Annotated in this window: 22 protein-coding genes; 18 read left to right on the forward strand and 4 right to left on the reverse strand. The window is 65.4% G+C overall.

The features are described from left to right. The first annotated feature begins 52 nt into the window (after positions 1 to 52). Both EWH21_RS19685 and EWH21_RS19690 read left to right on the forward strand, forming a co-directional pair. The gene (locus EWH21_RS19685; protein WP_277699132.1) at positions 53 to 2,263 is read left to right on the forward strand and encodes a TonB-dependent hemoglobin/transferrin/lactoferrin family receptor; all 2,211 of its coding nucleotides are present in this window, start codon (positions 53 to 55) and stop codon (positions 2,261 to 2,263) included. 114 nt (positions 2,264 to 2,377) lie between these two features. Then, positions 2,378 to 2,695 carry a Rieske (2Fe-2S) protein gene (locus EWH21_RS19690; RefSeq protein ID WP_277699133.1) on the forward strand — a complete coding sequence of 106 codons (318 nt, stop codon included), beginning with the start codon at positions 2,378 to 2,380 and terminating at the stop codon, positions 2,693 to 2,695. Here EWH21_RS19690 and sfsA read toward each other — a convergent pair. Together sfsA and EWH21_RS19700 are read right to left on the reverse strand one after the other, a co-directional pair. Further along, positions 2,692 to 3,399 carry a DNA/RNA nuclease SfsA gene (sfsA, locus tag EWH21_RS19695; protein WP_152489513.1) on the reverse strand — a complete coding sequence of 236 codons (708 nt, stop codon included), beginning with the start codon at positions 3,397 to 3,399 and terminating at the stop codon, positions 2,692 to 2,694. The genes EWH21_RS19690 and sfsA overlap by 4 nt on opposite strands. Then, complete coding sequence (locus EWH21_RS19700) at positions 3,389 to 4,570, reverse strand: pyridoxal phosphate-dependent aminotransferase (RefSeq protein ID WP_037050764.1); 1,182 nt, start codon at positions 4,568 to 4,570, stop codon at positions 3,389 to 3,391. The genes sfsA and EWH21_RS19700 overlap by 11 nt, the downstream gene beginning before the upstream one ends. Positions 4,571 to 4,826: 256 nt before the next feature. On the opposite strand from EWH21_RS19700, the gene dksA reads away from it, so the two are divergent. The 16 genes from dksA to EWH21_RS19780 all read left to right on the forward strand — a co-directional run bounded on the left by dksA (position 4,827) and on the right by EWH21_RS19780 (position 25,026). Then, complete coding sequence (gene dksA / locus EWH21_RS19705; protein WP_017675309.1) at positions 4,827 to 5,273, forward strand: RNA polymerase-binding protein DksA; 447 nt, start codon at positions 4,827 to 4,829, stop codon at positions 5,271 to 5,273. A 134-nt stretch (positions 5,274 to 5,407) separates the two neighbouring features. Then, positions 5,408 to 6,292 carry a tRNA glutamyl-Q(34) synthetase GluQRS gene (gene gluQRS / locus EWH21_RS19710; protein WP_277699134.1) on the forward strand — a complete coding sequence of 295 codons (885 nt, stop codon included), beginning with the start codon at positions 5,408 to 5,410 and terminating at the stop codon, positions 6,290 to 6,292. Between the two features lie 107 nt (positions 6,293 to 6,399). After that, positions 6,400 to 6,576: a hypothetical protein gene (locus tag EWH21_RS19715; RefSeq protein WP_003244646.1), complete on the forward strand. Its 177-nt coding sequence runs from the start codon at positions 6,400 to 6,402 to the stop codon at positions 6,574 to 6,576. After that, on the forward strand, positions 6,560 to 9,514 hold the full coding sequence (locus EWH21_RS19720; RefSeq protein ID WP_179554843.1) for a sensor histidine kinase: 2,955 nt from the start codon (positions 6,560 to 6,562) through the stop codon (positions 9,512 to 9,514). Before EWH21_RS19715 ends, EWH21_RS19720 begins: the two co-directional genes overlap by 17 nt. Positions 9,515 to 9,567: 53 nt before the next feature. After that, a complete protein-coding gene (locus tag EWH21_RS19725) occupies positions 9,568 to 10,998 on the forward strand; it encodes a sigma-54 dependent transcriptional regulator (RefSeq protein ID WP_277699135.1) in 1,431 nt (476 codons plus the stop codon). A gap of 767 nt (positions 10,999 to 11,765) precedes the next feature. Continuing rightward, entirely contained in the window at positions 11,766 to 13,160 is a 1,395-nt protein-coding gene (locus EWH21_RS19730; RefSeq protein ID WP_277699136.1) for a polynucleotide adenylyltransferase PcnB, read from the forward strand. Continuing rightward, on the forward strand, positions 13,160 to 13,645 hold the full coding sequence (gene folK, locus EWH21_RS19735) for a 2-amino-4-hydroxy-6-hydroxymethyldihydropteridine diphosphokinase (RefSeq protein ID WP_277699137.1): 486 nt from the start codon (positions 13,160 to 13,162) through the stop codon (positions 13,643 to 13,645). Before EWH21_RS19730 ends, folK begins: the two co-directional genes overlap by 1 nt. A 262-nt stretch (positions 13,646 to 13,907) precedes the next feature. Then, the gene (gene panB / locus EWH21_RS19740) at positions 13,908 to 14,708 is read left to right on the forward strand and encodes a 3-methyl-2-oxobutanoate hydroxymethyltransferase (RefSeq protein ID WP_277699138.1); all 801 of its coding nucleotides are present in this window, start codon (positions 13,908 to 13,910) and stop codon (positions 14,706 to 14,708) included. After that, on the forward strand, positions 14,705 to 15,562 hold the full coding sequence (panC, locus tag EWH21_RS19745) for a pantoate--beta-alanine ligase (protein WP_277699139.1): 858 nt from the start codon (positions 14,705 to 14,707) through the stop codon (positions 15,560 to 15,562). Before panB ends, panC begins: the two co-directional genes overlap by 4 nt. Before the next feature lie 81 nt (positions 15,563 to 15,643). Then, entirely contained in the window at positions 15,644 to 17,308 is a 1,665-nt protein-coding gene (pgi, locus tag EWH21_RS19750; RefSeq protein ID WP_152489522.1) for a glucose-6-phosphate isomerase, read from the forward strand. A gap of 144 nt (positions 17,309 to 17,452) precedes the next feature. After that, on the forward strand, positions 17,453 to 19,390 hold the full coding sequence (acs, locus tag EWH21_RS19755) for an acetate--CoA ligase (protein ID WP_277699140.1): 1,938 nt from the start codon (positions 17,453 to 17,455) through the stop codon (positions 19,388 to 19,390). Between the two features lie 69 nt (positions 19,391 to 19,459). Beyond that, positions 19,460 to 20,323, forward strand: a complete 864-nt coding sequence (locus EWH21_RS19760) for an oxygenase MpaB family protein (RefSeq protein ID WP_277699141.1) — start codon at positions 19,460 to 19,462, stop codon at positions 20,321 to 20,323. Positions 20,324 to 20,414: 91 nt separating this feature from the next. Further along, the gene (locus EWH21_RS19765) at positions 20,415 to 21,431 is read left to right on the forward strand and encodes a class I SAM-dependent methyltransferase (protein WP_277699142.1); all 1,017 of its coding nucleotides are present in this window, start codon (positions 20,415 to 20,417) and stop codon (positions 21,429 to 21,431) included. An 88-nt stretch (positions 21,432 to 21,519) separates the two neighbouring features. Next, positions 21,520 to 24,408, forward strand: coding sequence for a DUF748 domain-containing protein (locus EWH21_RS19770; RefSeq protein ID WP_277699143.1), 2,889 nt, complete (start codon positions 21,520 to 21,522; stop codon positions 24,406 to 24,408). Beyond that, the gene (locus tag EWH21_RS19775) at positions 24,408 to 24,710 is read left to right on the forward strand and encodes a DUF2845 domain-containing protein (protein WP_277699144.1); all 303 of its coding nucleotides are present in this window, start codon (positions 24,408 to 24,410) and stop codon (positions 24,708 to 24,710) included. The genes EWH21_RS19770 and EWH21_RS19775 overlap by 1 nt, the downstream gene beginning before the upstream one ends. Before the next feature lie 13 nt (positions 24,711 to 24,723). Beyond that, positions 24,724 to 25,026 (forward strand): DUF2845 domain-containing protein, encoded by a 303-nt coding sequence (locus tag EWH21_RS19780; protein ID WP_037050795.1) that lies wholly within the window; start codon positions 24,724 to 24,726, stop codon positions 25,024 to 25,026. A 135-nt stretch (positions 25,027 to 25,161) separates the two neighbouring features. Here the strand turns inward: EWH21_RS19780 and EWH21_RS19785 are convergent, their stop codons facing one another. Both EWH21_RS19785 and EWH21_RS19790 read right to left on the reverse strand, forming a co-directional pair. Beyond that, positions 25,162 to 25,359, reverse strand: coding sequence for a CsbD family protein (locus tag EWH21_RS19785; protein WP_047588204.1), 198 nt, complete (start codon positions 25,357 to 25,359; stop codon positions 25,162 to 25,164). Positions 25,360 to 25,415: 56 nt separating this feature from the next. Then, positions 25,416 to 25,766 carry a BON domain-containing protein gene (locus EWH21_RS19790; RefSeq protein ID WP_037050801.1) on the reverse strand — a complete coding sequence of 117 codons (351 nt, stop codon included), beginning with the start codon at positions 25,764 to 25,766 and terminating at the stop codon, positions 25,416 to 25,418. Positions 25,767 to 26,273 lie beyond the last annotated feature (507 nt).

Here is a 26,273-nt window from a genome sequence, read left to right on the forward strand (position 1 = left end):
CGTCGCCAACCAGGCAGTCGCAGAACTGCCCAGCACGCACGGAGCCATTGCCATGCCCCTTCCCCCGCCCTATGCCCGCCGCCCATGGCTGGCGTTACTGATGCTGTGCCCCTCCCTCGCCCTGGCCGATACACCGGCCGAGCTCCCCGATGTCGAAGTCACCGCCAGCGTGGTCGAGCAGCCGTTGCCGACCACCACCCGGACCGACGCCGAGACCCTCGAACGTCGTCAGATACGCAGTTTCGATGACTTGTCGCGACGCGCCGAACCGGGGGTGAACTACAACCGCAGCAACAACAGCATCAACATCCGCGGCCTGGATCGCGATCGCGTGCTGACCACCATCGACGGCATCCGCATGCCTTGGCTGAACGACGCGGTGCGCGAAGTCAACGGCGGCCTGGACAGCATCGACTTCCAGAGCCTGTCATCGATCGACGTGGTTCGCGGTGCCAACTCCAGCCAGCTCGGCTCGGGGGCCCTTGGCGGCGCCCTGCAACTACGGACCCTGAGTCCGGATGACCTGCTGGGTAACGACGACAACTTCGCCGGCCTGGTGAAGAGCGACTACGACAGTGCCGACCAGAGCTGGGGGTTGAATGCGGCCCTGGCCGGCCGGATCAACGACACGGCCTGGCTGCTCCAGGCCGGCGGCCGCCAGGGCCACGAGCTCGACAGCCAGGGCAACGACAACCTGCTCGGCACGCAGCGCACCACCGCCAACCCCAGCGATAGCGAACAGCAGAGCCTGCTGCTGAAGATCCAGCAGAAGCTCGCCGCAGGCCACCGCATCGGTATGACGGCCGAGCTGTTCGAACGCGTCGAGGACATGGACAGCCGCATCAACCAGGGCACGGCCAACTACCCGCGGCACTACGACACCCGCGAGACCAACGAGCGCAAGCGACTCTCGTTCGACCATCAGTACCGCGCCACAGGCAGCGACAACCTGCTGGACTGGGCCGACACGGTGGTCTACTGGCAGAAGCTCTATCGCGAGGACGAAGTCGACGCCACCCGCGCCGGAACGCTGGCCGGCCCATTCGGCCGCGCCAACGAGATCGAGAAGAGCCAGTACGGCATCAGCAGCAGCCTGGGCAAACAACTGGGCCGCCACGACCTGACCCTGGGCATGGAGTGGAGCCGCCTGGAAGCCGAGCAGTACAGCAGCGGCTACGATGCCTGCCCCAGCGTGCTGGTGCCTCCCTTCCCGCCGCAACCGGGCAGCACGCCAGCCGGCATCTACTTCTCCTGCGTCAACCTGCACACCAACCAGGCCGAAATGCCGAAGACGCCCGGTACGCTGCAGGGCCTCTACCTGAAGGATGAGATTGCCCTCAGCGACACCCTGACCCTGACGCCGGGCGTGCGCTATGACCACTACGCGTACAAGCCGAGCAGCTCCACCAGCGGCTACGTGCTCGCCGGCGACAGCGTGATGCTCAGCGAGAACAAGGACGCCAAGTGGTCCGGCAGCCTGCTCCTGACCTGGCAGGCCCACGAGCTGGCGACCCTCTATGCGCAATGGGCACAGGGCTTCAAGGCGCCGGACGTCAACGAGCTGTACAGCACCTTCACCAACGCCGGCATGGGCTACGCACGGGTAGGCAACCCCAACCTCAAGCCCGAGGAAAGCACCGGCTACGAAGTCGGCGCCCGCCTCGGCGACAGCCGGCTGGGGGGCTCGGTCAGCCTGTTCGACAACCACTACAAGAACTTCATCGACAGCATCAGCGCCGACGAAGAGGACTATGGTTTCCAGGCGGGCGAATTCCCCACCTTCTTCGAAGTCATGGCCAACCGCGACAAGGTGCGCATCTACGGCGCCGAAGGCAGCGCGCATTGGCAGTTCATGCCGTCCTGGCAGCTCTGGTCCTCGATCGCCTGGGCCGTGGGCAAGGACCGTGAAACCAGGCAGCACCTGAACTCGGTCGCGCCGCTAAGCGGCACCCTGGGCCTGAGTTACACCCGCCAGCGCCATGGCGCGGACCTGATGCTGACCGCCGCGCGCCGTCGCGACAAGGTCGAGAATGACAGTGACTTCAAGGCCCCGGGCTATGCGGTGGTCGACCTGACGGGCTACTGGCAGCCCGCGGCTCTGGACGGCGTCAAGCTGCAGGCCGGCCTGTTCAACCTGTTCGACAGGAAGTACTGGAATGCGCTCAACGTGCCCAGTGCCGCCGGCCGCAGCACGCCTCAGCCGGTCGACTACTACAGCGAGCCGGGCCGCACGTTCCGCGTATCGGCCTCCTGGCAATTCTGAGTTCCACTTGGCGCATGGATGCGCCCTCCTCCTTCCTGCGGGATAATCGGCCTCGCTGACGGTGCCACGCGCCACCTTCTACCCATGGCAGAAGGGCACACACGAGAGAACACGATGATCCGCTTATGCAGCCCGCACGAACTGACCGAAGGTCAGAGCCGGGGCTTTCTGATCGAGCAACTGAACCTGTTCGCCGTACGCCGCGACGGCCAGGTGCACGCCTACCTCAACCGCTGCCCGCATCGCGGCGTTGCCCTGGAATGGCAGAAGGACGGATTTCTCGATGACAGCGGCAGCCTGATCCGCTGCGCCACCCATGGCGCGCTGTTCCTGATCGAGAGCGGCGAATGCGTGGCCGGCCCCTGCGAGGGACAGGCGCTGCAAGCGCTGGAATGCCAGGAAGACGCCGACGGAATCTGGATCGCGCCCTAGGCCAGCACGTCCAGACGACGCACCAGCGCGATGCCTTCGGGGCTGAGCTCGGCGCCGTAGGCCAGCACTTCGACCCCGGCCGTCTTGGCCTCGCGCAGCCCCGCCGCGTAGACCGGGTCGATTTCCTCGGCGGCGCGCACGGCGGCGATACCGGAGAGGTTCACACAATAAAGCTGCACCGTGCGCACGCCGGCACGTGCCAGCGCTGCCAGTTCACGCAGGTGCTTGGCGCCGCGCTGCGTCACCGCATCGGGAAAGGCCGCGACATCGCTGCCGTCGAAGCCCAGGGTGACACTCTTGACCTCGACGAAGGTCGGCCCCTGGGGAAAATCCAGGCGAAAATCGGCGCGGCTGTTCTCCACCCCGTAGGGCACCTCGCGCTTGAGCGCGGTGAAACCGTTCAGCTCGCTGATCAGCCCGGCGCGCAGCGCCTCCTCCACCAGTGCATTGGCCCGCGCCGTATTGATGCAGGCCAGGCGGCCTTGCGGCGTCTCGCTGATTTCCCAGCTCCCCGGCAGCTTGCGCTTGGGATCGTTGCTGCGGCTGAACCACACCCGGCAGCCTTCGCTCATGCAGTTGAGCATCGACCCGGTATTGGCGCAGTGGATGGTCAGCGCCTCGCCGCCGGCCGTCTCGATATCGGCCAGAAAGCGCTTGTAGCGGCGCAGCAGGCGCCCTTCTTCCAGGGGCGGATCAAAGCGCATCGGGATTCCAGCTCTTCAGGCCACGGGCGATGCGTTCGACTGCCTGCTGCAGGCGCTCGACGTTCTGCGTGTAGGCGAAACGCACATGATGCCCGGCCTGATAACGGCCGAAATCCAGCCCCGGGGTGAACGCCACGTGCTCGGTTTCGATGAAGTGGCGGCAGAAGGCGAAGGCATCGCCACCGAAGGCGCTGATGTCCGCATATAAATAGAAGGCGCCTTCAGGCGTGGCGGCGATGCCGAAGCCCAGCTCGCGCAGCGCCGGCAGCAAATAGTCGCGGCGGCGCTGGAACTCGTGGCGGCGTTCTTCGAGGATGGCCAGGGTATCGGCCTCGAAACAGGCCAGCGCCGCGTGCTGAGCCATGCTCGGCGCACTGATGTAGAGGTTCTGCGCCAGCTTCTCCAGCTCCGGCACCGCCGCCTCGGGCGCGACCAGCCAGCCCAGGCGCCAGCCGGTCATGCCGAAATATTTGGAGAAACTATTGAGCACGAAGGCCTCGTCATCCACCTCCAGCACGCTGCTCGCATCGCAACCGTAGGTCAGCCCGTGGTAGATCTCGTCCACCACCAGATGGCCGCCGCGCTGCTTGATGCTCGTCGCCAGGGCCGCCAGCTCGTCCTTGTGCAGCAGGGTGCCGGTGGGGTTGGCCGGCGAGGCGACCAGGGCGCCGACGCTGGCGGAGTCCCAGTGCCGCTCGACCAGCTGCGGAGTCAGCTGGTAGCGCACGTCCGGGCCGACCGGCACCAGTTGCGCAGCCCCTTCTACCAGGCGCAGGAAGTGGCGGTTGCACGGATAGCCGGGGTCGGCCAACAGCCAGTGCTTGCCGGGATCGACCAGCAGGCTGGCGGCCAGCAGCAGGGCGCCGGAACCGCCCGGCGTGATCAGGATGCGCTGCGGGTCGACGTTCAGCCGATAACGCTCGGCGTAGAACGCGGCGATCGCCTCGCGCAGCTGCGGCAAGCCCCGCGCGGCGGTGTAACGGGTATGCCCGGCTGCCAGGGCGGCCTGGCCCGCGCGGATGATCGGCTCGGCGGTGGTGAAATCCGGCTCGCCGATCTCCAGGTGGATGACGTCGTGACCGGCTGCCTGCAGCTCGTTGGCCCGCGCCAGCAGGGCCATCACATGAAAGGGTTCGATGGCGCGACTGCGCCCACTGTAGAGCTGAGCCATGGGCCTGCCTTCACGGTTGCGAGCGGCGGATTCTAGCAGGGCTGCTCGGGCAAGCGGCAAGGACGCCGGGCACCGCTACACTTGCCGATCAGGCCCATGCAGATTTCATTCACACCCCGGAGGGGCAGAGACAACCGGGAGTAGCGCGCCCCGATTCGATCTGGTAAGTTCGCCGGCTTGCAGTCGCAGGGCCGGAAAACCGTCTGGCAATGGAATAACCTGCGCGATGGATTCGAAAGAGTGAGAGGCGTCATCCATGCCCACAAAAGAAAAAGCCAAAAGCACCAGCCAGCTGATTCGTGGTTTCGAGCCCTATCAAGAGAAGAAGGGCGAGGAATACATGAGCGAGCCGATGCGCGCTCACTTCACCAGCATCCTCAATAAGTGGAAGCTGGAGCTGATGCAGGAAGTCGACCGCACCGTGCACCACATGCAGGACGAAGCGGCCAACTTCCCCGATCCGGCGGATCGCGCCAGCCAGGAAGAAGAGTTCAGCCTGGAGCTGCGTGCCCGTGATCGCGAGCGCAAACTGATCAAGAAGATCGACGAGACCCTGCAGCTGATCGAAGACAACGATTACGGCTGGTGTGACTCCTGCGGCGTCGAGATCGGCATTCGCCGACTGGAAGCCCGCCCCACCGCGACCCTGTGCATCGATTGCAAGACGCTGGCGGAAATCAAGGAAAAGCAGATCGGTTCCTGATCCGACGACGGGGCGCTCAGGCGCCCCGTTGCATTTCTGGGGAGAGGGTGATTTAGCGCATGCCCTCTCCCCCGGCCCCTTGCCCATGAATGGGAGAGGGGAGAAGACAACCCCTTCGAACCAGCCTCGCCTCGATGAACAGCTCCTACGTCGGGCGCTTTGCCCCCACGCCCAGTGGCTACCTGCATTTCGGTTCGCTGGTCGCCGCCCTCGCCTCCTATCTCGATGCGCGCGCCGTTGGCGGCCGCTGGCTGCTGCGCATGGAAGACCTCGACCCGCCCCGTGAAGTCCCGGGCGCCCAGGACGCGATCCTGCGCACCCTGGAAACCTATGGCTTCGAATGGGATGGCGAGCTGGAGCGCCAGAGCGAGCGACACGCGCAGTACGCGGCGGTGACCGAGCGCCTGCTCAGCCAGGGCCTGGCCTACGCCTGCGTCTGCTCGCGCAAGCAGCTGGAAGGCTATGCCGGGGTCTATCCCGGCTTCTGCCGCAATGCCTGCCATGCCGAACAGAATGCGGCCATCCGCATACGCGTACCGGAGCTGGACTACCACTTCATCGACCGCGTGCAAGGCGAATTCCATCAGCACCTGGGCCGCGAAGTCGGTGACTTCGTCATTCGTCGCCGCGACGGCCTGTTCGCCTATCAGCTCGCGGTGGTGCTGGACGACGCCTGGCAAGGCATCACCGATGTGGTACGCGGCGCCGACCTGCTCGACTCGACACCGCGCCAGCTCTACCTGCAGGAACTGCTGGGGCTGCCGCAACCGCGCTACCTGCACGTGCCGCTGATCATCCAGCCGGACGGCCACAAGCTGGGCAAGAGCTATCGCTCACCACCACTGCCCGCCGACCAGGCCGGGCCACTGCTGCTGCGTGCCCTGCGCGCGCTCGGCCAGCCAGCACCCGCCGACCTGCGGGACGCCGCCCCCCGGCAGCTGCTGGAATGGGGCATCGCCCACTGGGATGCCACGCGCATCCCGCGCAGCCGCACCCTGGCCGAAGCGCAACTGCGCTGACGGGCGCAACCCGCGCCACGCCTGCCCCGCAGCGGCCAGCCCTCAAGCAGGTGGCCTGAAACGCGCCGCTTCCTTTACCATCGCGGCATCTTTCGACGAGATGCCACATGTATATCTACCGACTGGTTCTGATCCTGGTTGTAGGGATCTACCTGTTCTCACCGGCCATCATGGACTGGTGGATCGACCCCAATGGTGCCTGGTACCGCCCCTACCTGCTGTGGCTGATCCTGATCGTCGTGACCTTCATTCTCCAGAGCCAACGCGATGCTGACGAGCTTTAGCCTGAGCGAACTGATCCTGATCAGCGCCGGCTATCTGCTGGTGCTGTTCGGAGTTGCCTGGGTCAGCGAACACGGCCTGATCCCACGCTGGATCATCCGCCACCCGCTGACCTACACCCTGTCCCTGGGCGTCTATGCCAGCGCCTGGGCCTTCTACGGCACGGTCGGGCTGGCCTATCAGTACGGCTACGGCTTCCTCGCCAGCTACCTGGGCGTCTCCGGTGCCTTCCTGCTAGCCCCGGTGCTGCTCTACCCGATCCTGCGCATCACCCGCACCTACCAGCTGTCATCGCTGGCCGACCTGTTCGCCTTCCGCTTCCGCAGCACCTGGGCCGGCGTGCTGACCACCCTGTTCATGCTGGTCGGCCTGCTGCCACTGCTGGCCCTGCAGATCCAGGCGGTGGCCGACTCCATCGGCATCCTCAGCCGCGAGCCGCTGCAGGAAAAGGTGGCGCTGAGCTACTGCGGCCTGATCATCCTCTTCACTATCCTGTTCGGCGCCCGGCATATCGCCACCCGAGAAAAGCACGAGGGCCTGGTGTTCGCCATCGCCTTCGAATCGCTGGTCAAACTGGTGGCGCTGGGGGTGATCGGCTGGTACGCGCTCTACCAGGTGTTCGGCGGTCCCCACGAGCTGGAACTGTGGCTGGTGCAGAACCAGGCGGCGCTGTCCACGCTACACACGCCGCTGCAGGAAGGTCCCTGGCGCACCCTGCTGCTGGTGTTCTTCGCCTCGGCCATCGTCATGCCGCACATGTACCACATGACCTTCACCGAGAACCTCAACCCGCGCGCGATGGTCAGCGCCAGCTGGGGTCTGCCGCTGTTCCTGCTGCTGATGAGCCTGGCGGTGCCGCTGATCCTCTGGGCCGGCCTCAAGCTGGGAGCGACCACCAACCCGGAGTACTTCACCCTCGGCCTGGGTATCGCGGTGAACAGCGAGGCGCTGGCCCTGCTCGCCTACGTCGGCGGCCTATCGGCCTCCAGCGGGCTGATCATCGTATCCACCCTGGCCCTGTCGGGGATGGCGCTCAACCACCTGGTCTTGCCGCTGTACCAGCCACCGGCCGAGGGCAACATCTATCGCTGGCTGAAGTGGACACGCCGCGCGCTGATCGCCTTCATCATCATGGCCGGCTATGGCTTCTATCTGCTGCTCGGCGCGCAGCAGGACCTGGCCAACCTCGGCATCGTCGCCTTCGTCGCCACCCTGCAGTTCCTCCCGGGCGTGCTCTCGGTGCTGTACTGGCAGACCGCCAACCGCCGTGGCTTCCTCGCCGGCTTGCTGGCCGGTATCTGCGTCTGGGCCCTGACCATGCTGCTGCCGCTGCTGGGCAACCTGGACGGCTTCTACCTGCCGCTGTTCAACGTCATCTACGTGCTCGACGATGCCAGCTGGCACCTGGCGGCCATCGCCTCGCTGGCCGCCAACGTGCTGGTGTTCACCCTGGTGTCGCTGTTCACCGAAGCCAGCCCCGAGGAGAAGAGCGCCGCCGAGGCCTGCGCAGTGGACAACGTGCGCCGCCCGCAACGACGCGAACTGGTCGCCGCGACCCCGCAGGAATTCGCCGCGCAGCTGGCCAAGCCGCTGGGCGCCAAGACGGCCCAGCGTGAGGTGGAACAGGCGCTGCGCGACCTGCACCTGCCCTTCGACGAAGGCCGCCCCTATGCCTTGCGCCGCCTGCGCGACCGCATCGAAGCCAACCTGTCCGGCCTGATGGGCCCCAGCGTCGCACAGGACATCGTCGAAACCTTCCTGCCCTACAAGTCCGGCAGCGAAGGCTACGTCACCGAGGATATCCACTTCATCGAGAGCCGCCTGGAGGATTACCAGTCGCGCCTTACCGGCCTGGCCGCCGAACTCGACGCCCTGCGCCGCTACCACCGGCAGACCTTGCAGGAACTGCCCATGGGCGTCTGCTCGCTGGCCAAGGATCAGGAAATCCTGATGTGGAACCGCGCCATGGAGGAGCTCACCGAGATTCCCGCCCAGCGCATCGTCGGCTCGCGCCTCAGCGCCTTGGCCGAGCCCTGGCAGAGCCTGCTGCAGGACTTCATCGAACGCCCCGACCAGCACCTGCACAAGCAGCACCTGGCCCTGGACGGGCAGATCCGCTGGCTGAACCTGCACAAGGCCGCCATCGACGAGCCGCTGGCACCGGGCAACAGTGGCCTGGTGCTGCTGGTCGAGGACCAGACCGAAACCCAGTTACTGGAAGACAAGCTGGTGCACTCCGAGCGCCTGGCCTCCATCGGCCGCCTGGCGGCGGGTGTCGCCCACGAGATCGGCAACCCGATCACCGGTATCGCCTGCCTGGCGCAGAACCTGCGCGAGGAGCGCGAGAACGACGGCGAACTGACGGAGATCAGCGGGCAGATTCTCGAACAGACCAAGCGCGTGTCACGCATCGTCCAGTCGCTGATGAGCTTCGCCCACTCCGGCAGCCATCAGCGCAGCGACGAACCCGTGTGCCTGGCCGACGTGGCCCAGGACGCCATCGGCCTGCTGTCACTGAACAAGCGCAACTTCGACATCCAGTTCTACAACCTCTGCGACCCGGAACACTGGGCCGAGGGTGACCCGCAACGCCTGGCCCAGGTGCTGATCAACCTGCTGTCCAACGCCCGTGACGCCTCCCCTCCCGGCGGCGCGATCCGCGTGCGCAGCGAAGCCAGCGAACATACCGTCGACCTGATCGTCGAGGATGAAGGCAGCGGCATTCCCAAAGCCATCATCGACCGCCTGTTCGAACCGTTTTTCACCACCAAGGACCCCGGCGAAGGGACCGGCCTGGGCCTCGCGCTGGTCTATTCGATCGTGGAAGAGCATTATGGACAGATAACAATCGACAGCCCGGCCGACCCCGAGCGCCAGTTGGGCACTCGAATTCGGGTCACCCTGCCAAGGCATGTCGAGGCGACGTCCGTAGCGATGTAAACAGCGACAGCAGGTGCCGACCGCACCTCCGTGACCGCCGAGAGAACGAATTGATGCCACATATTCTTATCGTCGAAGACGAAACCATTATCCGCTCTGCCTTGCGCCGTCTGCTCGAACGTAACCAGTACCAGGTCAGCGAAGCGGGCTCGGTACAGGAAGCCCAGGAACGCTACAGCATTCCCGGCTTCGACCTGATCGTCAGCGACCTGCGCCTGCCCGGCGCACCGGGTACCGAACTGATCAAACTGGCCGAAGGCACCCCGGTGCTGATCATGACCAGCTACGCCAGCCTGCGCTCGGCGGTGGACTCGATGAAGATGGGCGCGGTCGACTACATCGCCAAGCCCTTCGACCACGACGAGATGCTGCAGGCCGTCGCCCGCATCCTGCGGGACCGCCAGGAAGCCCGCAACGCCCCGGCAGCCACTGCCGCAAGCAGCGTGCGGGGTGGTGGCGCGGAGAAAACCGCGGAAAGCGCCAACGGCGAGATCGGCATCATCGGCTCCTGCGCCGCCATGCAGGACCTCTACAGCAAGATTCGCAAGGTCGCGCCCACCGATTCCAATGTACTGGTCCAGGGCGAGTCCGGCACCGGCAAGGAACTGGTCGCACGCGCCCTGCACAACCTGTCCAGGCGTGCCAAGGCGCCCCTCATCTCGGTGAACTGCGCGGCCATTCCGGAGACCCTGATCGAGTCCGAGCTGTTCGGCCACGAGAAAGGCGCCTTCACCGGCGCCAGCGCCGGGCGTGCCGGCCTGGTCGAAGCGGCGGACGGCGGCACGCTGTTCCTCGACGAGATCGGCGAGCTGCCACTGGAAGCCCAGGCACGACTGCTGCGCGTCCTCCAGGAAGGCGAGATTCGCCGGGTCGGCTCGGTGCAATCGCAGAAGGTAGACGTGCGTCTGATCGCGGCGACCCACCGCGACCTGAAGACCCTGGCCAAGACCGGCCAGTTCCGCGAAGACCTCTATTACCGCCTGCACGTCATCGCCCTCAAACTGCCGGCGCTGCGCGAACGCGGCAACGATGTGCTCGAGATCGCCCAGGCCTTCCTGGTTCGTCAGTACAGCCGCATGGGGCGCGAGCCGTTGCGCTTTGCCCACGACGCCGAGCAGGCGATTCGCCACTACCCCTGGCCCGGTAACGTGCGCGAACTGGAAAACGCCATCGAGCGTGCGGTGATCCTCTGCGAGGGTGCGGAAATATCCGCCGACCTGCTGGGCATCGACATCGAGCTGGACGACCTCGAAGACGACGACTTCGGCCTGCCTGGCAACAGCCAGAGCAGTAGCGGCAGCCATGAGCCGACCGAGGACCTGTCGCTGGAAGACTATTTCCAGCACTTCGTTCTTGAACACCAGGACCACATGACCGAAACCGAGCTGGCCCGCAAGCTGGGTATCAGCCGCAAATGCCTGTGGGAACGTCGTCAACGCCTGGGCATCCCACGGCGCAAATCCGGCGTGACCAGCAGCCCTTGACAGCGCGACGACGGTGACAACCACCCCGCACACAGGTTCCACAGGTTGTTACCGTTTCAATATCTCGTAACAAAGGCCGGGTCTATCGGTAACGAAAACCCGGCTTTTTTGTCCCCCACCGGACCACCTGATTTGCCTCAAGCCATTGATTTTAAAGGATTCTCAAAAACTGGCACGGCATCTGCTTTATCTCTGGCACAACAACAATAACAAGCAATGCCCTACACAATAAGAACAAGACGTAACGACTCCAGAACAACAAAAACAATAAGGTACGGAGGCGCAGCTAACTGATTCTTTTGGAGAGGAGTTGTCGCAAGGGGTTCGCCCCAGCGACCAGACCGAGAACAACAAAACTGTCTCGAGACAGCGCCCGAGCTGGTTGATCAAGGCAACATCAGCGTCCAAAGAAATCCGTTTGCTATTGGCTCCCCATTCTAGGGAGCACCCGGTAAGCCACGGCGAGCCGGGAAGGGTCGACAACAAAAACAACAGGCCCTCAATAACAATAAAAACAGAGCACGCACCAACTTGGGGGGGAGCTTCGGCTCCCCCAGTAGCTTCCGGTCCCCGGATCCCCGCCTGCCGCCCTTCTACACACCTTCTTCCGACACGATGCTAGAATCCGCAGCAATCATGCGGTCATCGTTTCGCATACCGTTGAAAACCTTGCCGAGGCAGGCTGCCTTTAACGCCACCAAGCCTGAGCAGGTCGTTCTTCAACAGCATGCGGGGCTGGCCGGTCACTTATCCAAACAGTGCCTCCCATGCTGAAAAAGCTGTTCAAGTCTTTCCGCTCACCTCTGCGCCGTGCTCCACGCCCACGCAGCACGCCCGAAGTGCTGAGCAGTAGCCAACATCCACTCAAGCGCAACGAGATCAGTCGGCACGCCATCAGCGTGGTCGAGCGCCTGCAGCGAGCCGGCTACCAGGCCTACCTGGTCGGTGGTTGCGTGCGCGACCTGCTGCTGGATATCGACCCCAAGGATTTCGACGTAGCGACCAGCGCCACCCCCGAACAGGTGCGTGCGGAGTTCCGCAACGCCCGGGTGATCGGTCGTCGCTTCAAACTGGTACACGTGCACTTCGGCCGCGAGATCATCGAGGTCGCGACCTTCCGCGCCAATCACCCGCAAGGAGAGGAAGAGGAAAACAGCAACCTCGCCGCGCGCCACGAGAGCGGTCGCATCCTGCGCGACAACGTCTACGGCACCCTGGAAGACGACGCCCAGCGCCGTGACTTCACCATCAACGCGCTGTACTACGACCCGACCCAGGAGCACATCCTCGACTACGCCCGTGGCATGCACGATGTGCGCAACCACCTGGTGCGTCTGATCGGCGATCCCGAGCAACGCTACCTGGAGGACCCGGTGCGCATGCTGCGTGCGGTGCGCTTCGCCGCCAAGCTCGACTTCGACATCGAGAAGCACAGCGCCGCGCCGATCCGCCGGCTGGCGCCGATGCTGCGCGACATTCCAGCCGCCCGCCTGTTCGACGAGGTCCTCAAGCTGTTCCTCGCCGGCTACGCCGAATACACCTTCGACCTGCTGCTGGAGCATGACCTGTTCGCCCAGCTGTTCCCGGCCAGTGGCGAGGTGCTCAAGCGCAACCCCGAATACACCGAGAAGCTGATCCGCCAGGCGCTGATCAACACCGACGAGCGCATCCATGACGGCAAGTCGGTCACCCCGGCATTCCTCTTCGCCGCCCTGCTCTGGCCGGCGCTGCCAGCCCGTGTCCTGCACCTGCAGGACAAAGGCATGCCGCCGATTCCGGCGATGCAGGAAGCCGCTCACACGCTGATCGCCGAGCAGTGCCAGCGCATCGCCGTGCCCAAGCGCTTCACCATCCCGATTCGCGAGATCTGGGACATGCAGGAGCGCCTGCCACGCCGCAGCGGCAAGCGTGCCGACCTGCTGCTGGAGAACCCGCGCTTCCGTGCCGGTTACGATTTCCTCCTGCTGCGCGAACTGGCCGGCGAAAACACCGGTGGCCTGGGCGAGTGGTGGACGGATTACCAGGACGCCAACGACAGCGAGCGCCGGCAGATGATCCGCGACCTTGCAGGCAAGGGCGAAAGCACCGCCAGCACCGCACCGCGCAAGCGCCGCCGCAACAACAACCGGCGCAAGCGCGGTAACGAAGGCAGCGGCGAGTGATGGAGCGGGTCTATATCGGCCTGGGCAGCAACCTGGCCGAACCGCTGCAACAACTGCGCGCGGCGCTGAACGCCATCGCCCAGTTGCCGCACAGCACGCTGGTGGCGCGTTCTTCGTTCTATATCAGCGACCCGCTCGGCCCGACCGACCAGCCGCGCTACGTCAACGCGGTGGCGGCGCTGGATACCGAGCTGCAGCCCTGGGCACTGCTCGATGGCCTGCAGCGCATCGAGCAGGAGCAGGGCCGCGTGCGCAAGGAAGAGCGCTGGGGGCCGCGCACCCTGGACCTGGATGTGCTGCTGTTCGGCGACCGCCTGATCGATGACGAGCGCCTCACCGTTCCGCACTACCACATGCATGCCCGCCCGTTCGTGCTCTACCCGCTGGCCGAACTCGCCGCCGAGTTGCAGTTGCCGGACGGACGCAGCCTCGCCGCGCTGCTCGATGCCTGCCCTTTCGCCGGCCTGGAACGCCTGCCGGAGTAGCGCGCAATGGCGCGCGCCGCCCCTTCCCTGCACACGCCCTGTTACCCGCCGCAAGCCCGCACCGCCTCTGGCCCAGCCCTCTGCCGCTCGGATTGGCAGTAACGCCAGTAACAGAGCGGTAACACCTGCAATTGACTTCATGCCCCCCCATCAGGACTATAGGCGTCCCGTCGCCCCGCGCCGGGCGCACCTTTGATGCCAATCCAGGCCGGATTGCAGCCAGATAGAAGCGGTATACCGAGCCTGAGCGAGGACCCTTGAAATGCCTGACGTTACCCTGACCACACTGCAAAGCTTCAAGCAGAACGGCGAGAAGATCGCCATGCTGACCTGCTATGACGCCACCTTTGCCCACGCGGCCTGCCAGGCTGGCGTGGACGTGCTGCTGGTCGGCGACTCCCTGGGCATGGTTCTGCAGGGCCACGACAGCACCCTGCCGGTCAGCGTCGAGGAAATGGCCTATCACACCGCCTGCGTCAAACGCGGCAACCAGGGCGCACTGATCGTCACCGATCTGCCGTTCATGGCCTACGCCACCACCGAACAGGCCCTGCTCAACAGCGCCAGGCTGATGCAAGCCGGCGCGCACATGGTCAAGCTGGAGGGCGCCGGCTGGCTGGCCGAGCCGATTCGCCTGCTGGCCGAGCGTGGCGTGCCGGTCTGTGCCCACCTGGGCCTGACCCCGCAGGCAGTGAACATCCTTGGCGGCTACAAGGTCCAGGGCCGCCAGGAAGCGCAGGCCCGGCAGATGCGCGCCGACGCCATGGCGCTGGAGCAGGCGGGTGCCGCCATGCTGCTGCTCGAGTGCGTGCCCAGCGAGCTGGCTGCGGAAATCGCCCAGGCCGTGAAGATTCCGGTGATCGGCATCGGTGCCGGCGCGGCGACCGACGGCCAGGTGCTGGTCCTGCACGACATGCTCGGGCTGTCGCTGTCGGGCCGCGCCCCCAAGTTCGTGCGTAACTTCATGGAGGGCCAGAGCAGCATTCAGGGCGCATTCGGCGCCTACGTGCAGGCGGTCAAGGACGGCAGCTTCCCTGCTGCAGAACATGGTTTCTCCGCATGAACACGGTCAAGACGCTGCGCGAGCTGCGCGCGGTCATCGCCCAGGCACGTGCCGATGGCAAGCAGATCGGTTTCGTTCCGACCATGGGCAACCTGCACGCCGGCCATGTCTCGCTGGTGGAAACCGCTGCCCAGCGTGCCGACTTCGTGGTGGCCAGCATCTTCGTCAACCCGCTGCAGTTCGGTGCGGGCGAAGACCTGGACACCTACCCGCGCACCCTGCCCGCCGATCAGGAGAAGCTGCTGGCCGCCGGCTGCCACCTGCTGTTTCACCCTGACGTGACGGAGGTCTATCCGCACGGCATGGGCGACCAGACGCGGGTCAGCGTGCCAGGGGTTTCCGAAGGTCTCTGCGGCGCCAGCCGGCCGGGCCACTTCGAAGGGGTCGCCACCGTGGTGACCAAGCTGTTCAACATGGTCCAGCCGGACCTGGCCGTGTTCGGCGAGAAGGACTACCAGCAACTGGCGGTGATCCGCGCGCTGGTGCAGGACCTGAACATGCCGATCCAGATCATCGGCGCGCCGACTCGCCGTGCCGACGACGGCCTGGCCCTGTCCTCGCGCAACGGTTACCTCAGTGCCGAGCAGCGCAGTGTCGCTCCCGCCCTGTATCGCGGCCTGCAAGCGGTCGCCGAGCAGTTGCAACGCGGCGCCCGCGACTATGCGCGGCTGATCGACGAGGCCCAGGCCCGGCAACGCGAGGCGGGCTTCGCCCCCGACTACCTGGATATCCGCAACGCGCTGACCCTGCGCCCTGCGCAGGTCGACGACCGCCACCTGGTGGTGCTCACCGCCGCGCACCTGGGCAGCACCCGCCTGATCGACAATCTGCTGGTGGAACTGCCTGCGCAGTAGCTGCCTGCGAAGGCAGCCGGTTACACTCTGAAAGGCCCGGATCACGTCCGGGCCTTTTGCTTTTGCGGATCAGGAGCCCCGATGGCCTACTACCAGCAGCCCCACGACGTCACCACTCTGCCCGCCTGGCAGGCCCTGCAGCAGCACCGTGCCGAGATGGCCGGCTTCAGCATGCGCGAGGCCTTCACTGCCGATACAAGGCGCTTCCAGCGCTTCTCGCTGGATGCCTGTGGCCTGCTGCTGGACTACTCGAAGAACCTGATCGACGAACACAGCCTCGAGCTGCTGATGCAACTGGCCGAGCAGGCCGGCCTGCACGAAGCCATCACCGCGATGTTCGGTGGCGAGCACGTCAACGCCTCCGAGGGACGCGCCGCCCTGCATACGGCGCTGCGCAGCCCGGTCGGCCACCGCCTGGTGGTGGACGGCACTGACATCATCCCCGAAGTCCATCGGGTGCTGAACCAGGTCACCGAGCTGGTCAGCCGCATTCACAGCGGCCTGTGGCGCGGCTACAGCGAGAAGCCGATCAAGGAAGTGGTCAACATCGGCATCGGCGGCTCGTTCCTCGGCCCGCAACTGGTCTCCGAGGCGCTGCGCCCGTTCACCCAGCGCGGCGTACGCTGCCACTACCTGGCCAATATCGATGGCAGCGAGTTCCGCGAGCTGACCGCCCGCCTCGACCCGGAAACCACCCTGTTCATCGTGTCCAGCAAGTCCTTCGGCACCCTGGAGACCCTGAAGAACACCCTGGCGGCCCGTGACTGGTACCTGGCCATGGGCGGCCCGGAAGAAGAGCTGCACCGCCACTTCATCGCCGTGACCAGCAACCGCGAGGCGGCCATCGAGTTCGGTATCGGCGAGGAGAACATCTTCCCCATGTGGGACTGGGTCGGCGGGCGCTACTCGCTGTGGTCGGCCATCGGCCTGCCCATCGCCCTGGCCATCGGCGTGTCCAACTTCAAGGAGCTGCTGGCCGGGGCCTACGCCATGGATCAGCACTTCACCCAGGCACCCCTGGCCGAGAACATGCCGGTGCTGATGGCCCTGCTGGGCATCTGGTACAGCAACTTCTGGGGCGCGCAGAGCCACGCGATCCTGCCCTACGACCACTACCTGCGTAACTTCACCAAGCACCTGCAGCAGCTCGACATGGAGTCCAACGGCAAGAGCGTGCGCCAGGACGGCAGCGCCCTGGACATCAGCACCGGGCCCGTCATCTGGGGCGGGGTCGGCTGCAACGGCCAGCACGCCTACCACCAGTTGCTGCACCAGGGCCGCCTGCTGGTACCGGCGGACTTCATCGTTCCGGTCAACAGCTACAACCCGCTGTCCGACCACCATCAGTGGCTGTTCGCCAACTGCCTGTCGCAGGCCCAGGCGCTGATGCAGGGCAAGACCCGCGAAGAGGCCGAGGCCGAACTGCGCGGCAAGGGCCTGGCGGAAGACGAGGTACAGCGCCTGGCGCCGCACAAGGTCATCCCCGGCAACCGACCGAGCAACATTCTGGTGATGAACCGCATCGCGCCGTTCGAGCTCGGTGCGCTGGTCGCCCTGTACGAGCACAAGGTGTTCGTGCAGAGCGCGATCTGGGGCATCAACGCCTTCGACCAGTGGGGCGTGGAGCTGGGCAAGGAAATGGGCAAGGACGTCTACCAGCGCCTGACCGGCCAACTCGACAACAACGCCTCGGACGCGTCGACCCAGGGCCTGATCGCCCATTTCCGCGAGCGTCATCGCGGCTGACCCTCCGCCAACCCGGCCCGGCACGCCTGCCGGGCCGGGCTCCACCGCGCAAGCGCTGCGCCATGAACATCGCCCCTTGAAGCCGGCGCCCGCTTGGGTGCACCCTTGTGCCTGTTGCGGACAAACAATTACAAGGACCCCGCCATGTTCGAAATCACCCGTCACCCCGTGGCCGACGCGGTGCGCCAGCGTGCACACCTGGACAACGACGCCTACCTGCGCCTGTACCGGCAGTCCGTCGAGCAGCCCGACACCTTCTGGGCCGAGCAGGCCAAGGCCTTTCTGGACTGGTTCAAACCCTGGGACAAGGTCCACGACAGCGACCTGAAACAGGGCCGCGCCGAGTGGTTCAAGGGTGGCCAGCTCAACGTCGCCTACAACTGCATCGACCGCCACCTGGAGCAACGTGGCGAACAGGTAGCCATCATCTGGGAAGGCGACAACCCCAGCGAATCCGCGCACATCACCTACAACGAGCTGCACCAGCAGGTCAGCCGCCTGGCCAACGTGCTGAAGAGCCGTGGCGTGAAGAAAGGCGACCGGGTGTGCATCTACATGCCAATGATTCCCGAGGCGGCCTACGCCATGCTCGCCTGCACGCGCATCGGCGCCGTGCATTCGGTGGTGTTCGGCGGCTTCTCCCCCGACGCGCTGCGTGACCGTATCCTCGATGCCGACTGCCGTACCGTGATCACCGCCGACGAAGGCGTGCGCGGCGGCAAGTACGTGCCGCTGAAGAACAACGTCGACAAGGCCCTGCAGAGTTGCCCGAACGTCTCCACCGTGGTGGTGGTCGAGCGTACCCAGGGCGACGTGGCCTGGGTGGAAGGCCGCGACATCTGGTATCACCAGGCACTCAAGGAAGTCAGCGCGGACTGCCCGGCCGAGCCGATGGATGCCGAAGACCCGCTGTTCATCCTCTACACCTCGGGCTCCACCGGCAAACCCAAGGGCGTGCTGCACACCACTGGCGGCTACCTGCTCGGCGCGGCGATGACCCACAAGTACGTGTTCGACTACCACGAAGGCGACATCTACTGGTGCACCGCCGATGTCGGCTGGGTGACCGGGCACAGCTACATCGTCTACGGCCCGCTGGCCAACGCCGCCACCACGCTGATATTCGAAGGCGTGCCCAACTACCCGGACGCCTCGCGTTTCTGGCAGGTGATCGACAAGCACCGGGTCAACACCTTCTACACCGCGCCCACCGCCCTGCGCGCGCTGATGCGCGAAGGCGAAGCCCCGGTGAAGGCCACCTCACGGGAAAGCCTGCGCCTGCTTGGCACCGTTGGCGAACCGATCAACCCGGAAGCCTGGGAATGGTACTTCCACGTGGTCGGCGACACCCGCTGCCCCATCGTCGACACCTGGTGGCAGACCGAGACCGGCTCGATCCTGATCACGCCGCTGCCGGGCGCCACCGACCTCAAGCCGGGATCGGCGACCCGTCCGTTCTTCGGCGTGCAGCCGGTGCTGCTCGACGAGCAAGGCAAGGAAATCGACGGACCCGGCGCGGGCGTGCTGGCCATCAGGGCCAGTTGGCCGAGCCAGATCCGCAGTGTCTACGGCGACCACCAGCGCATGATCGACACCTACTTCAAACCCTACCCCGGCTACTACTTCACCGGCGACGGTGCGCGCCGTGACGAGGACGGCTACTACTGGATCACCGGTCGTGTCGATGACGTGATCAACGTCTCCGGCCATCGCATCGGCACCGCCGAGGTGGAAAGCGCCCTGGTGCTGCACGACGCCGTCGCCGAGGCCGCCGTGGTCGGTTACCCGCACGATGTGAAGGGCCAGGGCATCTATGCCTACGTCACCCTGATGAGTGGCCAGGAGCCGTCCGAGGACTTGAAGAAGGACCTGCTGACCCTGGTCGGCAAGGAGATCGGCAGCTTCGCCAAGCCGGAGCTGATCCAGTGGGCGCCAGGCCTGCCCAAGACCCGCTCGGGCAAGATCATGCGCCGCATCCTGCGCAAGATCGCCTGCAACGAGCTGGAGAACATGGGTGACACCTCCACCCTGGCCGACCCCAGCGTCGTCGACAGCCTCACCGAACAACGGCTGAACCGTTGACCCTCAGCCCGGTCCGAAAGGGCCGGGCTGAGCTTGCCGTAGACCAGCCAAGCGCCGAGAATGCGCGCCATGGATAGCCTACGTCGCCAGATCGAAAAACAGGTACACAGCCTCACCGGCGCCGCACTGGGGGTGCTCGACCTCGACCAGCCACGCGGCGACGTCGGTCTGTTCGGCCCGCAGTCGATGGTCTGGGAGGTGCACGCCGACTTCACGTCGATGATGGTCGGCGGCGTCTCCGCCCTGCTCCTGCAGATGCTGCACCCGCTGGCCCTGGCTGGCGTCTGGGACCACTCCACCTTCCGCCAGGACATGATCGGGCGCCTGCGCCGCACCAGCCTGTTCATCGCCGGCACCACCTACGGCGGCCGCCAGGATGCCGAGCAGCTGATCGAAAAGGTCCGCACCATTCATCTGCAAGTGGTCGGCAACGCGCCGGATGGCCGCCCCTATGCCGCCAGCGACCCGCAGCTGCTGACCTGGGTGCACGTCTCCGAGGTCAGCCAGTTTCTGGAGGGATATCTGCGCTACGTCGACCCGCAGCTGCCGGTGGCCGAACAGGACCGTTACTACCGCGAAGTGGCATTGACCGCCGAACGCCTGGGGGCGCAGGACGTTCCCACGTCCCGCCAGGCGATCGCCGACTACCTCGAACGCATGCGCCCGCAACTGCTCTGCGATGAACGCACCCGGGAAGTGGTGCGGCTGCTGTACGCCGCCCCGGTACCCAGCATGCTCGCCAAGCCCTTCGGCAAGCTGATGATGCAGGCCGGCGTCGACCTGTTGCCGGACTGGGCCAGCGACCTGCTTGGCGAGCGGCAGCCCGACTGGCGTCGCCCGCTGATTCGCGCCAGCGTGAGGCGTACCGCCACGCTACTGCGCTGGGCGGTGAGCAACAGCGCGGCGCAACGTGCCCGACGGCGCCTGACGTAACGCCCCTGAGCCGCAGCGGCACGACCCCGCGCGGAAGCCAGGCGGATTTCTTGCTAGACTGCCGCCCTTTCACCGTCCCGAGATGCCGCGCATGTCCGCTCTTGACCAGGCGCTGCGCGCCGCCCTCGCCGCCCGCGAACACCTTCTGCCCGAACTGCACGCCCAGGGCACCAACTGTTACCGCCTGTTCCATGGCAGCCAGGAAGGGGCTCCGGGGCTGACCGTCGACCGCTACGGCCCACAGCTGCTGGTGCAGAGCTTCCACCAGCCGTTGCCGACAGATGACCTGCAGCGCCTCGCCGACATCGTCGAGCGTCACCTGGGCCAGCCCCTGCTGCTGGTCTACAACGACCGCAGCAGAGGCAACTCGCGCATCGACCGCGACCCCACGCTGTTCCAGCCCTCGGAGGCGGCACTGGAAGATCTGCTCGGCCAGGAATGGGGGCTCAACTACCGGGTCCGCGGCCGTCACGCGGGGCAGGACCCACTGCTGTTCCTCGACCTGCGCAACGCACGCGGCTGGATCAAGGCCAACAGTGCCGGCAAGTCCGTGCTCAACCTGTTCGCCTACACCTGCGGGGTCGGCCTGAGCGCGGCGGCCGGCGGCGCCCGGGACGTGACCAACCTCGACTTCGCCCAGGGCAACCTTGCCGTGGGCCGCGAGAACGGTGCCCTCAACCCCGGGCTGCCAGGCATGCAGTTCATCCAGTCCGACTACTTCCCGGCGATTCGCCAGTTCGCCGGCCTGCCGATCACCAGTCGTCGCGGGCAAAAGCTGCCGAGCTATCCGCGCCTGCAACCGCGCCAGTTCGACCTGGTGTTTCTCGACCCACCAGCCTGGGCCAAGAGCGCCTTCGGCACCGTCGACCTGCTGCGCGACTACCAGAGCCTGCTCAAGCCGGCGCTGCTGGCCACCGCAGACGGCGGCACCCTGGTGTGCTGCAACAACCTGGCGAAGGTGGAAATGGACGATTGGCGCCAGCAGGTGCTGCGCTGCGCCGAGAAACTCGGCCGCCCGGTGCGCGAGTGCCAGGTGATCGCACCGGCGGGCGACTTCCCCTCGCATGACGGCAAGCCACCGCTGAAAACGCTGATCCTGCATCTCTGATCGCCGAGCAGGACGCAAGCACGACCGGAACTGAACCGCCGTGCCATACTCCAAGTCGTCTCCCCGTCTGGATAGATGTCGCCAAGCCATGCCCAAAGGACTGAAGCGCGCGCTGAGCGCACTCTTGATCACCGTATTCCTCTACAGCCTGATCGGCTTCCTGATCGTGCCGGGCATCGCCCTGCGCGTCGTCAACCAGCAATTGGCCAACTATGCCAGCGTGCCCGCCACGCTGGAGCGCGTGCAGCTCAACCCGTTCAGCCTCGAACTCAGCCTCTGGGGGCTGCGTATCGGCGACAGCGGCGAGGAACAGCTGAGCTTCCGGCGCCTTTACGCCAACCTGCAGAGTGACAGCCTGTGGACGGGGGCGCTGCACCTGAGCGAGGTGCAACTCGATGGCGCGCGCACCGAGGTCCTGTTCGCGAAGGACGGCACGCTGAACCTGACCCAACTGTTCAAGCTGCCGGCAAGCGAGCCGCAGCCGGAGTCCGCCAGCAGCGAACCGTTCCCGCTGCGCATCGATGGCATCCGCCTGCGCGAGAATGCTCTGCGCTTCCAGGACCTGCGCCCCAGCGAACCAGTAGAGTTCGCCTACGACAAGCTCGACCTCGAGCTGCACAACCTCAGCACGCTGGCCGGTGACAACGCGCAGATGACGCTCGCTGCCAGCGGCCCGAACGGTGCGCAGATCGACTGGCGCGGGCAGATCAGCCTGACGCCGATCACCTCCAGCGGCAGTCTGAGCGTCAGCGACGGCCACCTGAGCACCTTCTGGCCCTACGTCCGTGATGCCGTGCCGCTGGTGCTCAAGGACGGCCAGGTCGACGTCAGCGCTGACTACCACCTCGACCTCTCCGACGGCACCGCGTTGCAGCTGAGCAAGCTCAAGCTGCAGCTGGCCCCTTTCGCCATCGACGACCCCGCCGGCAAACCGCTGGTCAGGCTCCAGCGCCTGGATGTCGACGACAGCACGCTGGACCTGGCCAAGCAGCAGGTGGTGATCGGCCAGGTGCGCAGCCAGGGCCTGGAAGCCTGGGCGGCGCGCGAAGCCGACGGCCAACTGGACTGGCAGAAGCTGTTCGCCAAACCGGCATCCGGACAACCTGCAGCCGCCGAACAGGCGGAGCCCGAGGGCAGCGACGAGGGCAAGCCCTGGCAGGTGCTGCTGCAGGATGTGCAACTGCGTGACTACAAGGCTCATCTGGCGGATCGCGTTCCCGAGCAGGACGTCGCCGTCGAGGTCGGGCCGCTGAACCTCGACCTGAAGAACTTCGACAGCCTGGGCGACAAGCCCTTCGACCTCCGCCTCGATACCGGCCTGGGCAAGCAAGGCAAGCTGCAGGCGTCGGGTGATGTGCAACTGAGCCCCACCAGCGCTCACCTCAAGGTCACCACGGAAGACATCGACCTGCGCCTCGCCCAAGCCTACCTGAGCCCCTTCATCCGCCTGGAACTGCGCAGCGGGATGCTCGGCAGCGACCTCGACGTGCAGCTCAAGAGCACCGAGCCGCTGGCCCTCAGCGTGACCGGCAACGCCAGGATCGACCAGCTGCACACCCTCGACACCCTGCGCGAGCGCGACTTCGTGCGCTGGAAGCAGGTGCGGGTCAATGGCCTCGACTATCGTCATGGCGAAAGCCTGGCCATCGAGCGGGTCGAACTGGACCAGCCCTACGCGCGCTTCGTGATCAACGAGAACCTGAGCACCAACGTCAGTGAGCTGATCGTGCCGCAACCGGCGGAGGCCGGGGACAAGGTCGAGGATGGCAAGCCACTGGCGATCCATATCGGTGGCGTGGCCATCAACGACGGCTCGGCCAACTTCGCCGACTTCAGCCTGACCCCGAGCTTCGCCACCGCCATCCAGCAGATGAATGGCCGCATCGGCGTGCTCGACAACCAGAAACCGCAGGCCGCCAGCGTCGATATCAAGGGTAAGGTCGATCGCTACGCGCCGATGAGCATCAAGGGCAAGCTGACGCCGTTCGATCCACTCAACAGCCTGGATATCGCCACCAGCTTCAAGAACGTCGAACTGACCACCATCACCCCCTACTCCGGCAAGTTCGCCGGCTATCGCATCCGCAAGGGCCGCCTCAACCTCGACCTGCACTACCGCATCGAGCAGGGCCAACTCAATGCCGAGAACAAGGTGCTGGTGGAAAACCTGCAGCTGGGCGAAAAGGTCGACAGCCCGGATGCCGTGGACCTGCCGATTCGCCTGGCAGTCGCGCTGCTCAAGGACACCCAGGGCCGCATCGCCATCGAGCTGCCGGTCCAGGGCGACCTCAACAACCCGCAGTTCAGCGTCATGCCCATCGTCTGGCAGACCCTGCGCAACCTGGTGCTGCGCGCCGCCCAGGCGCCGTTCAAGTTCGTTGCCGGGCTGGTCAGTGGCGGCGGCGATACCGACCTGAGCACGGTGCCCTTCGACGCCGGCTCCGCCGACCTCGACGCGGATGCCCGCCAGGCACTGGATACCCTCGCCAAGGCCCTGCAGGAACGTCCGGCGCTGCGCCTGGAAGTCGAAGGCCAGAGCGCAGCGAAAGCGGATGGCCCGCTCCTGGCCGAACAGCGCTTGCAACGCGAATTCCAGGACACCTGGTACAAGGTGCTGCAACGCCGCGGTGACAAGGTCCCGGCGAGTGCGGATGAGCTCGAGGTGGGCGAGGACGAACAGGCGGCGCTGCTCGAAGGCATCTACCGCACCCGCCTGAAACAGCAGCCGCCCGCCGAGTGGGCCGAGCTGGATGCGCAACAACGCACCCAGAACATGCGCAAGGCGGTGCTGGACTCCTGGGCCCAGAGCAAGCTGCTGCTGCGCCAGCTGGCGCAGCAACGGGCGGCGGCGATCAAGGCCTATCTGGTCGAGCAAGGGAAACTGGATGACGAACGGGTCTACCTGATCGATGTCAACCTGGGAGAACCCGAGTCCAATGGACGTGTACTGACGCCCCTGCACCTGGATAGCGAATGATGAAACACCCTCGACTGCTGGTACTGGCAACGCTGCTGGCGAGCATCGGCAGCCCTCTCGTCCATGCGGAAACGATGCGCTGCGGCAGCCAGCTGGTCAGCCTGGGAGATCGCGCCTTCGAGGTGGAGCGCAAGTGCGGGACGCCAGTGTACCGTGGCCCCATAGGCTATACGCTGGGCAGCTACGACAGGCGCGAGTACCGGATCGAGGAGTGGGTGTATGGCCCTACCAACGGCATGCTCAGCATCCTGCGCTTCGAGGGCAACCGCCTGGTGGAAATCGAACGCCGCCGAGAGCACTGACAAGGAGTTCATCGTGCCCAAGCGCAACCATCTGCTCTGGCTACTGCTGCTGCCCGTCCTGGCGCAGGCGTCTTCCACCTACCGCTGCGGCAGCGCGCTGGTGAGCAAGGATGCGCCGACCAGCGAGGTCCAGCACAAGTGCGGCGAGCCCGTCAGCCGGGACTTTCTCGGTTACAAGGAAGTCACCGATGCCTACGGCTTTCGCAACGAGGTGAACGTGGAAGAGTGGATCTACGGCCCCAGGAACGGCATGTACCACTTCCTGCGTTTCGAGGGCGGCCGCCTGACCGATATCCGCAGCAAGCGCGGAGGTTGATGCCGCCTCGCCATCGGGCGAGCTGGTGAATCCCGGATACGGAAAGGCCCCGCCAGATTCACCGGCGAGGCCTTTCGACATCCGTGCCCGTCGCTATCCGTGCGACCCGGCATCCTTGCCCACGGCTATCCCTGCCTAGAGCTTGTCGCTGAAATCGCGCAGCTCCTGCTGGGCCTTTTCCTTGGTCCAGCCGTAACGCTCCTGCAGCTTGCCGGCCAGGTATTCGCTGTGGCCCTCGGCGACGTCCACGTCGTCATCGGTCAGGTTGCCCCAACGCTCCTTGATGCGACCGTTGAGCTGCTTCCATTTGCCTTTGATGATGTCGCTATTCATGGTGGTTCTCCCAGAACTCAAGAGGGGGCCGGGTGTGGACCCGGCCGGCTCGGGTATCAGTCGGCGGTCTTCAGGGCATCGGCGGATACATCACGCACACCCTCGATTTCCTTGGTCTTGGCGATGGCCAGATCACGTTCGGCATCGGTGGCCACTACACCGGAAAGGGAAACCACGCCCTGGTTGGTCTCGACCTTGATGTCCAGCGCGCTCAGGTCCTTGTCGGCAACGAAGGTGGATTTGACCTTGCTGGTGATCCAGGTGTCGGATACCGCCTGCTCGGCTTTGTCCACGGTGTCATTGGCCGCCAGCATGGTCGGCTGAGCGAAGGCTGCCGAGGCGAGCGGCAGGCTCAGCGCAGCGGCGGTCAGGGTGGCGGCGGCAAAACGGGTGATTGGCTGTTTCATGGTTGACTCCTGTACATTCCAGACAATCTGCAAACCAACTCCTGGCTGCAGGTTCACCAGTACTATCGCAAGCGCTGTGCCAGCTTTTCAGAAAACAAAAAATTCTTTAATAACAACAAGTTAATTAAAGCCGTCGATACGACGCGAATTGCATTTCGCCGAGTCAGGAAAAAACCCTCGGGCAATTTGCATGATCTCTGGCAAGGCAAAGGCGAACACGCGCACAGCCACGCAGCCGACCCGCGTAACGCTGGTACAGGCTGCCGGAGAGGCCCGCTAGAAGCCCGGACGATGGGTACAGGAAATTGCCGGGAGCGCTTGCTGCAGTCGCCTGGCGACGGCCCACCGGGCTGTCGCGAGGAATCGCAGGCAATAAAAAAGGTTCTTCGCGGAGTCTGGGGGAAGAGCGCGTTGACAGTCAGGGGAGTGGGTAAATTGGCAGTCGCCAAACGAACCAACCCCCACGCCCTGCTGCCACCGTGCATCCTATTGATCTTGCCCAGTTCT

The sequence above is a fragment of the Pseudomonas sp. REST10 genome, from assembly GCF_029542605.1.
Classification (GTDB): domain Bacteria; phylum Pseudomonadota; class Gammaproteobacteria; order Pseudomonadales; family Pseudomonadaceae; genus Aquipseudomonas; species Aquipseudomonas khazarica.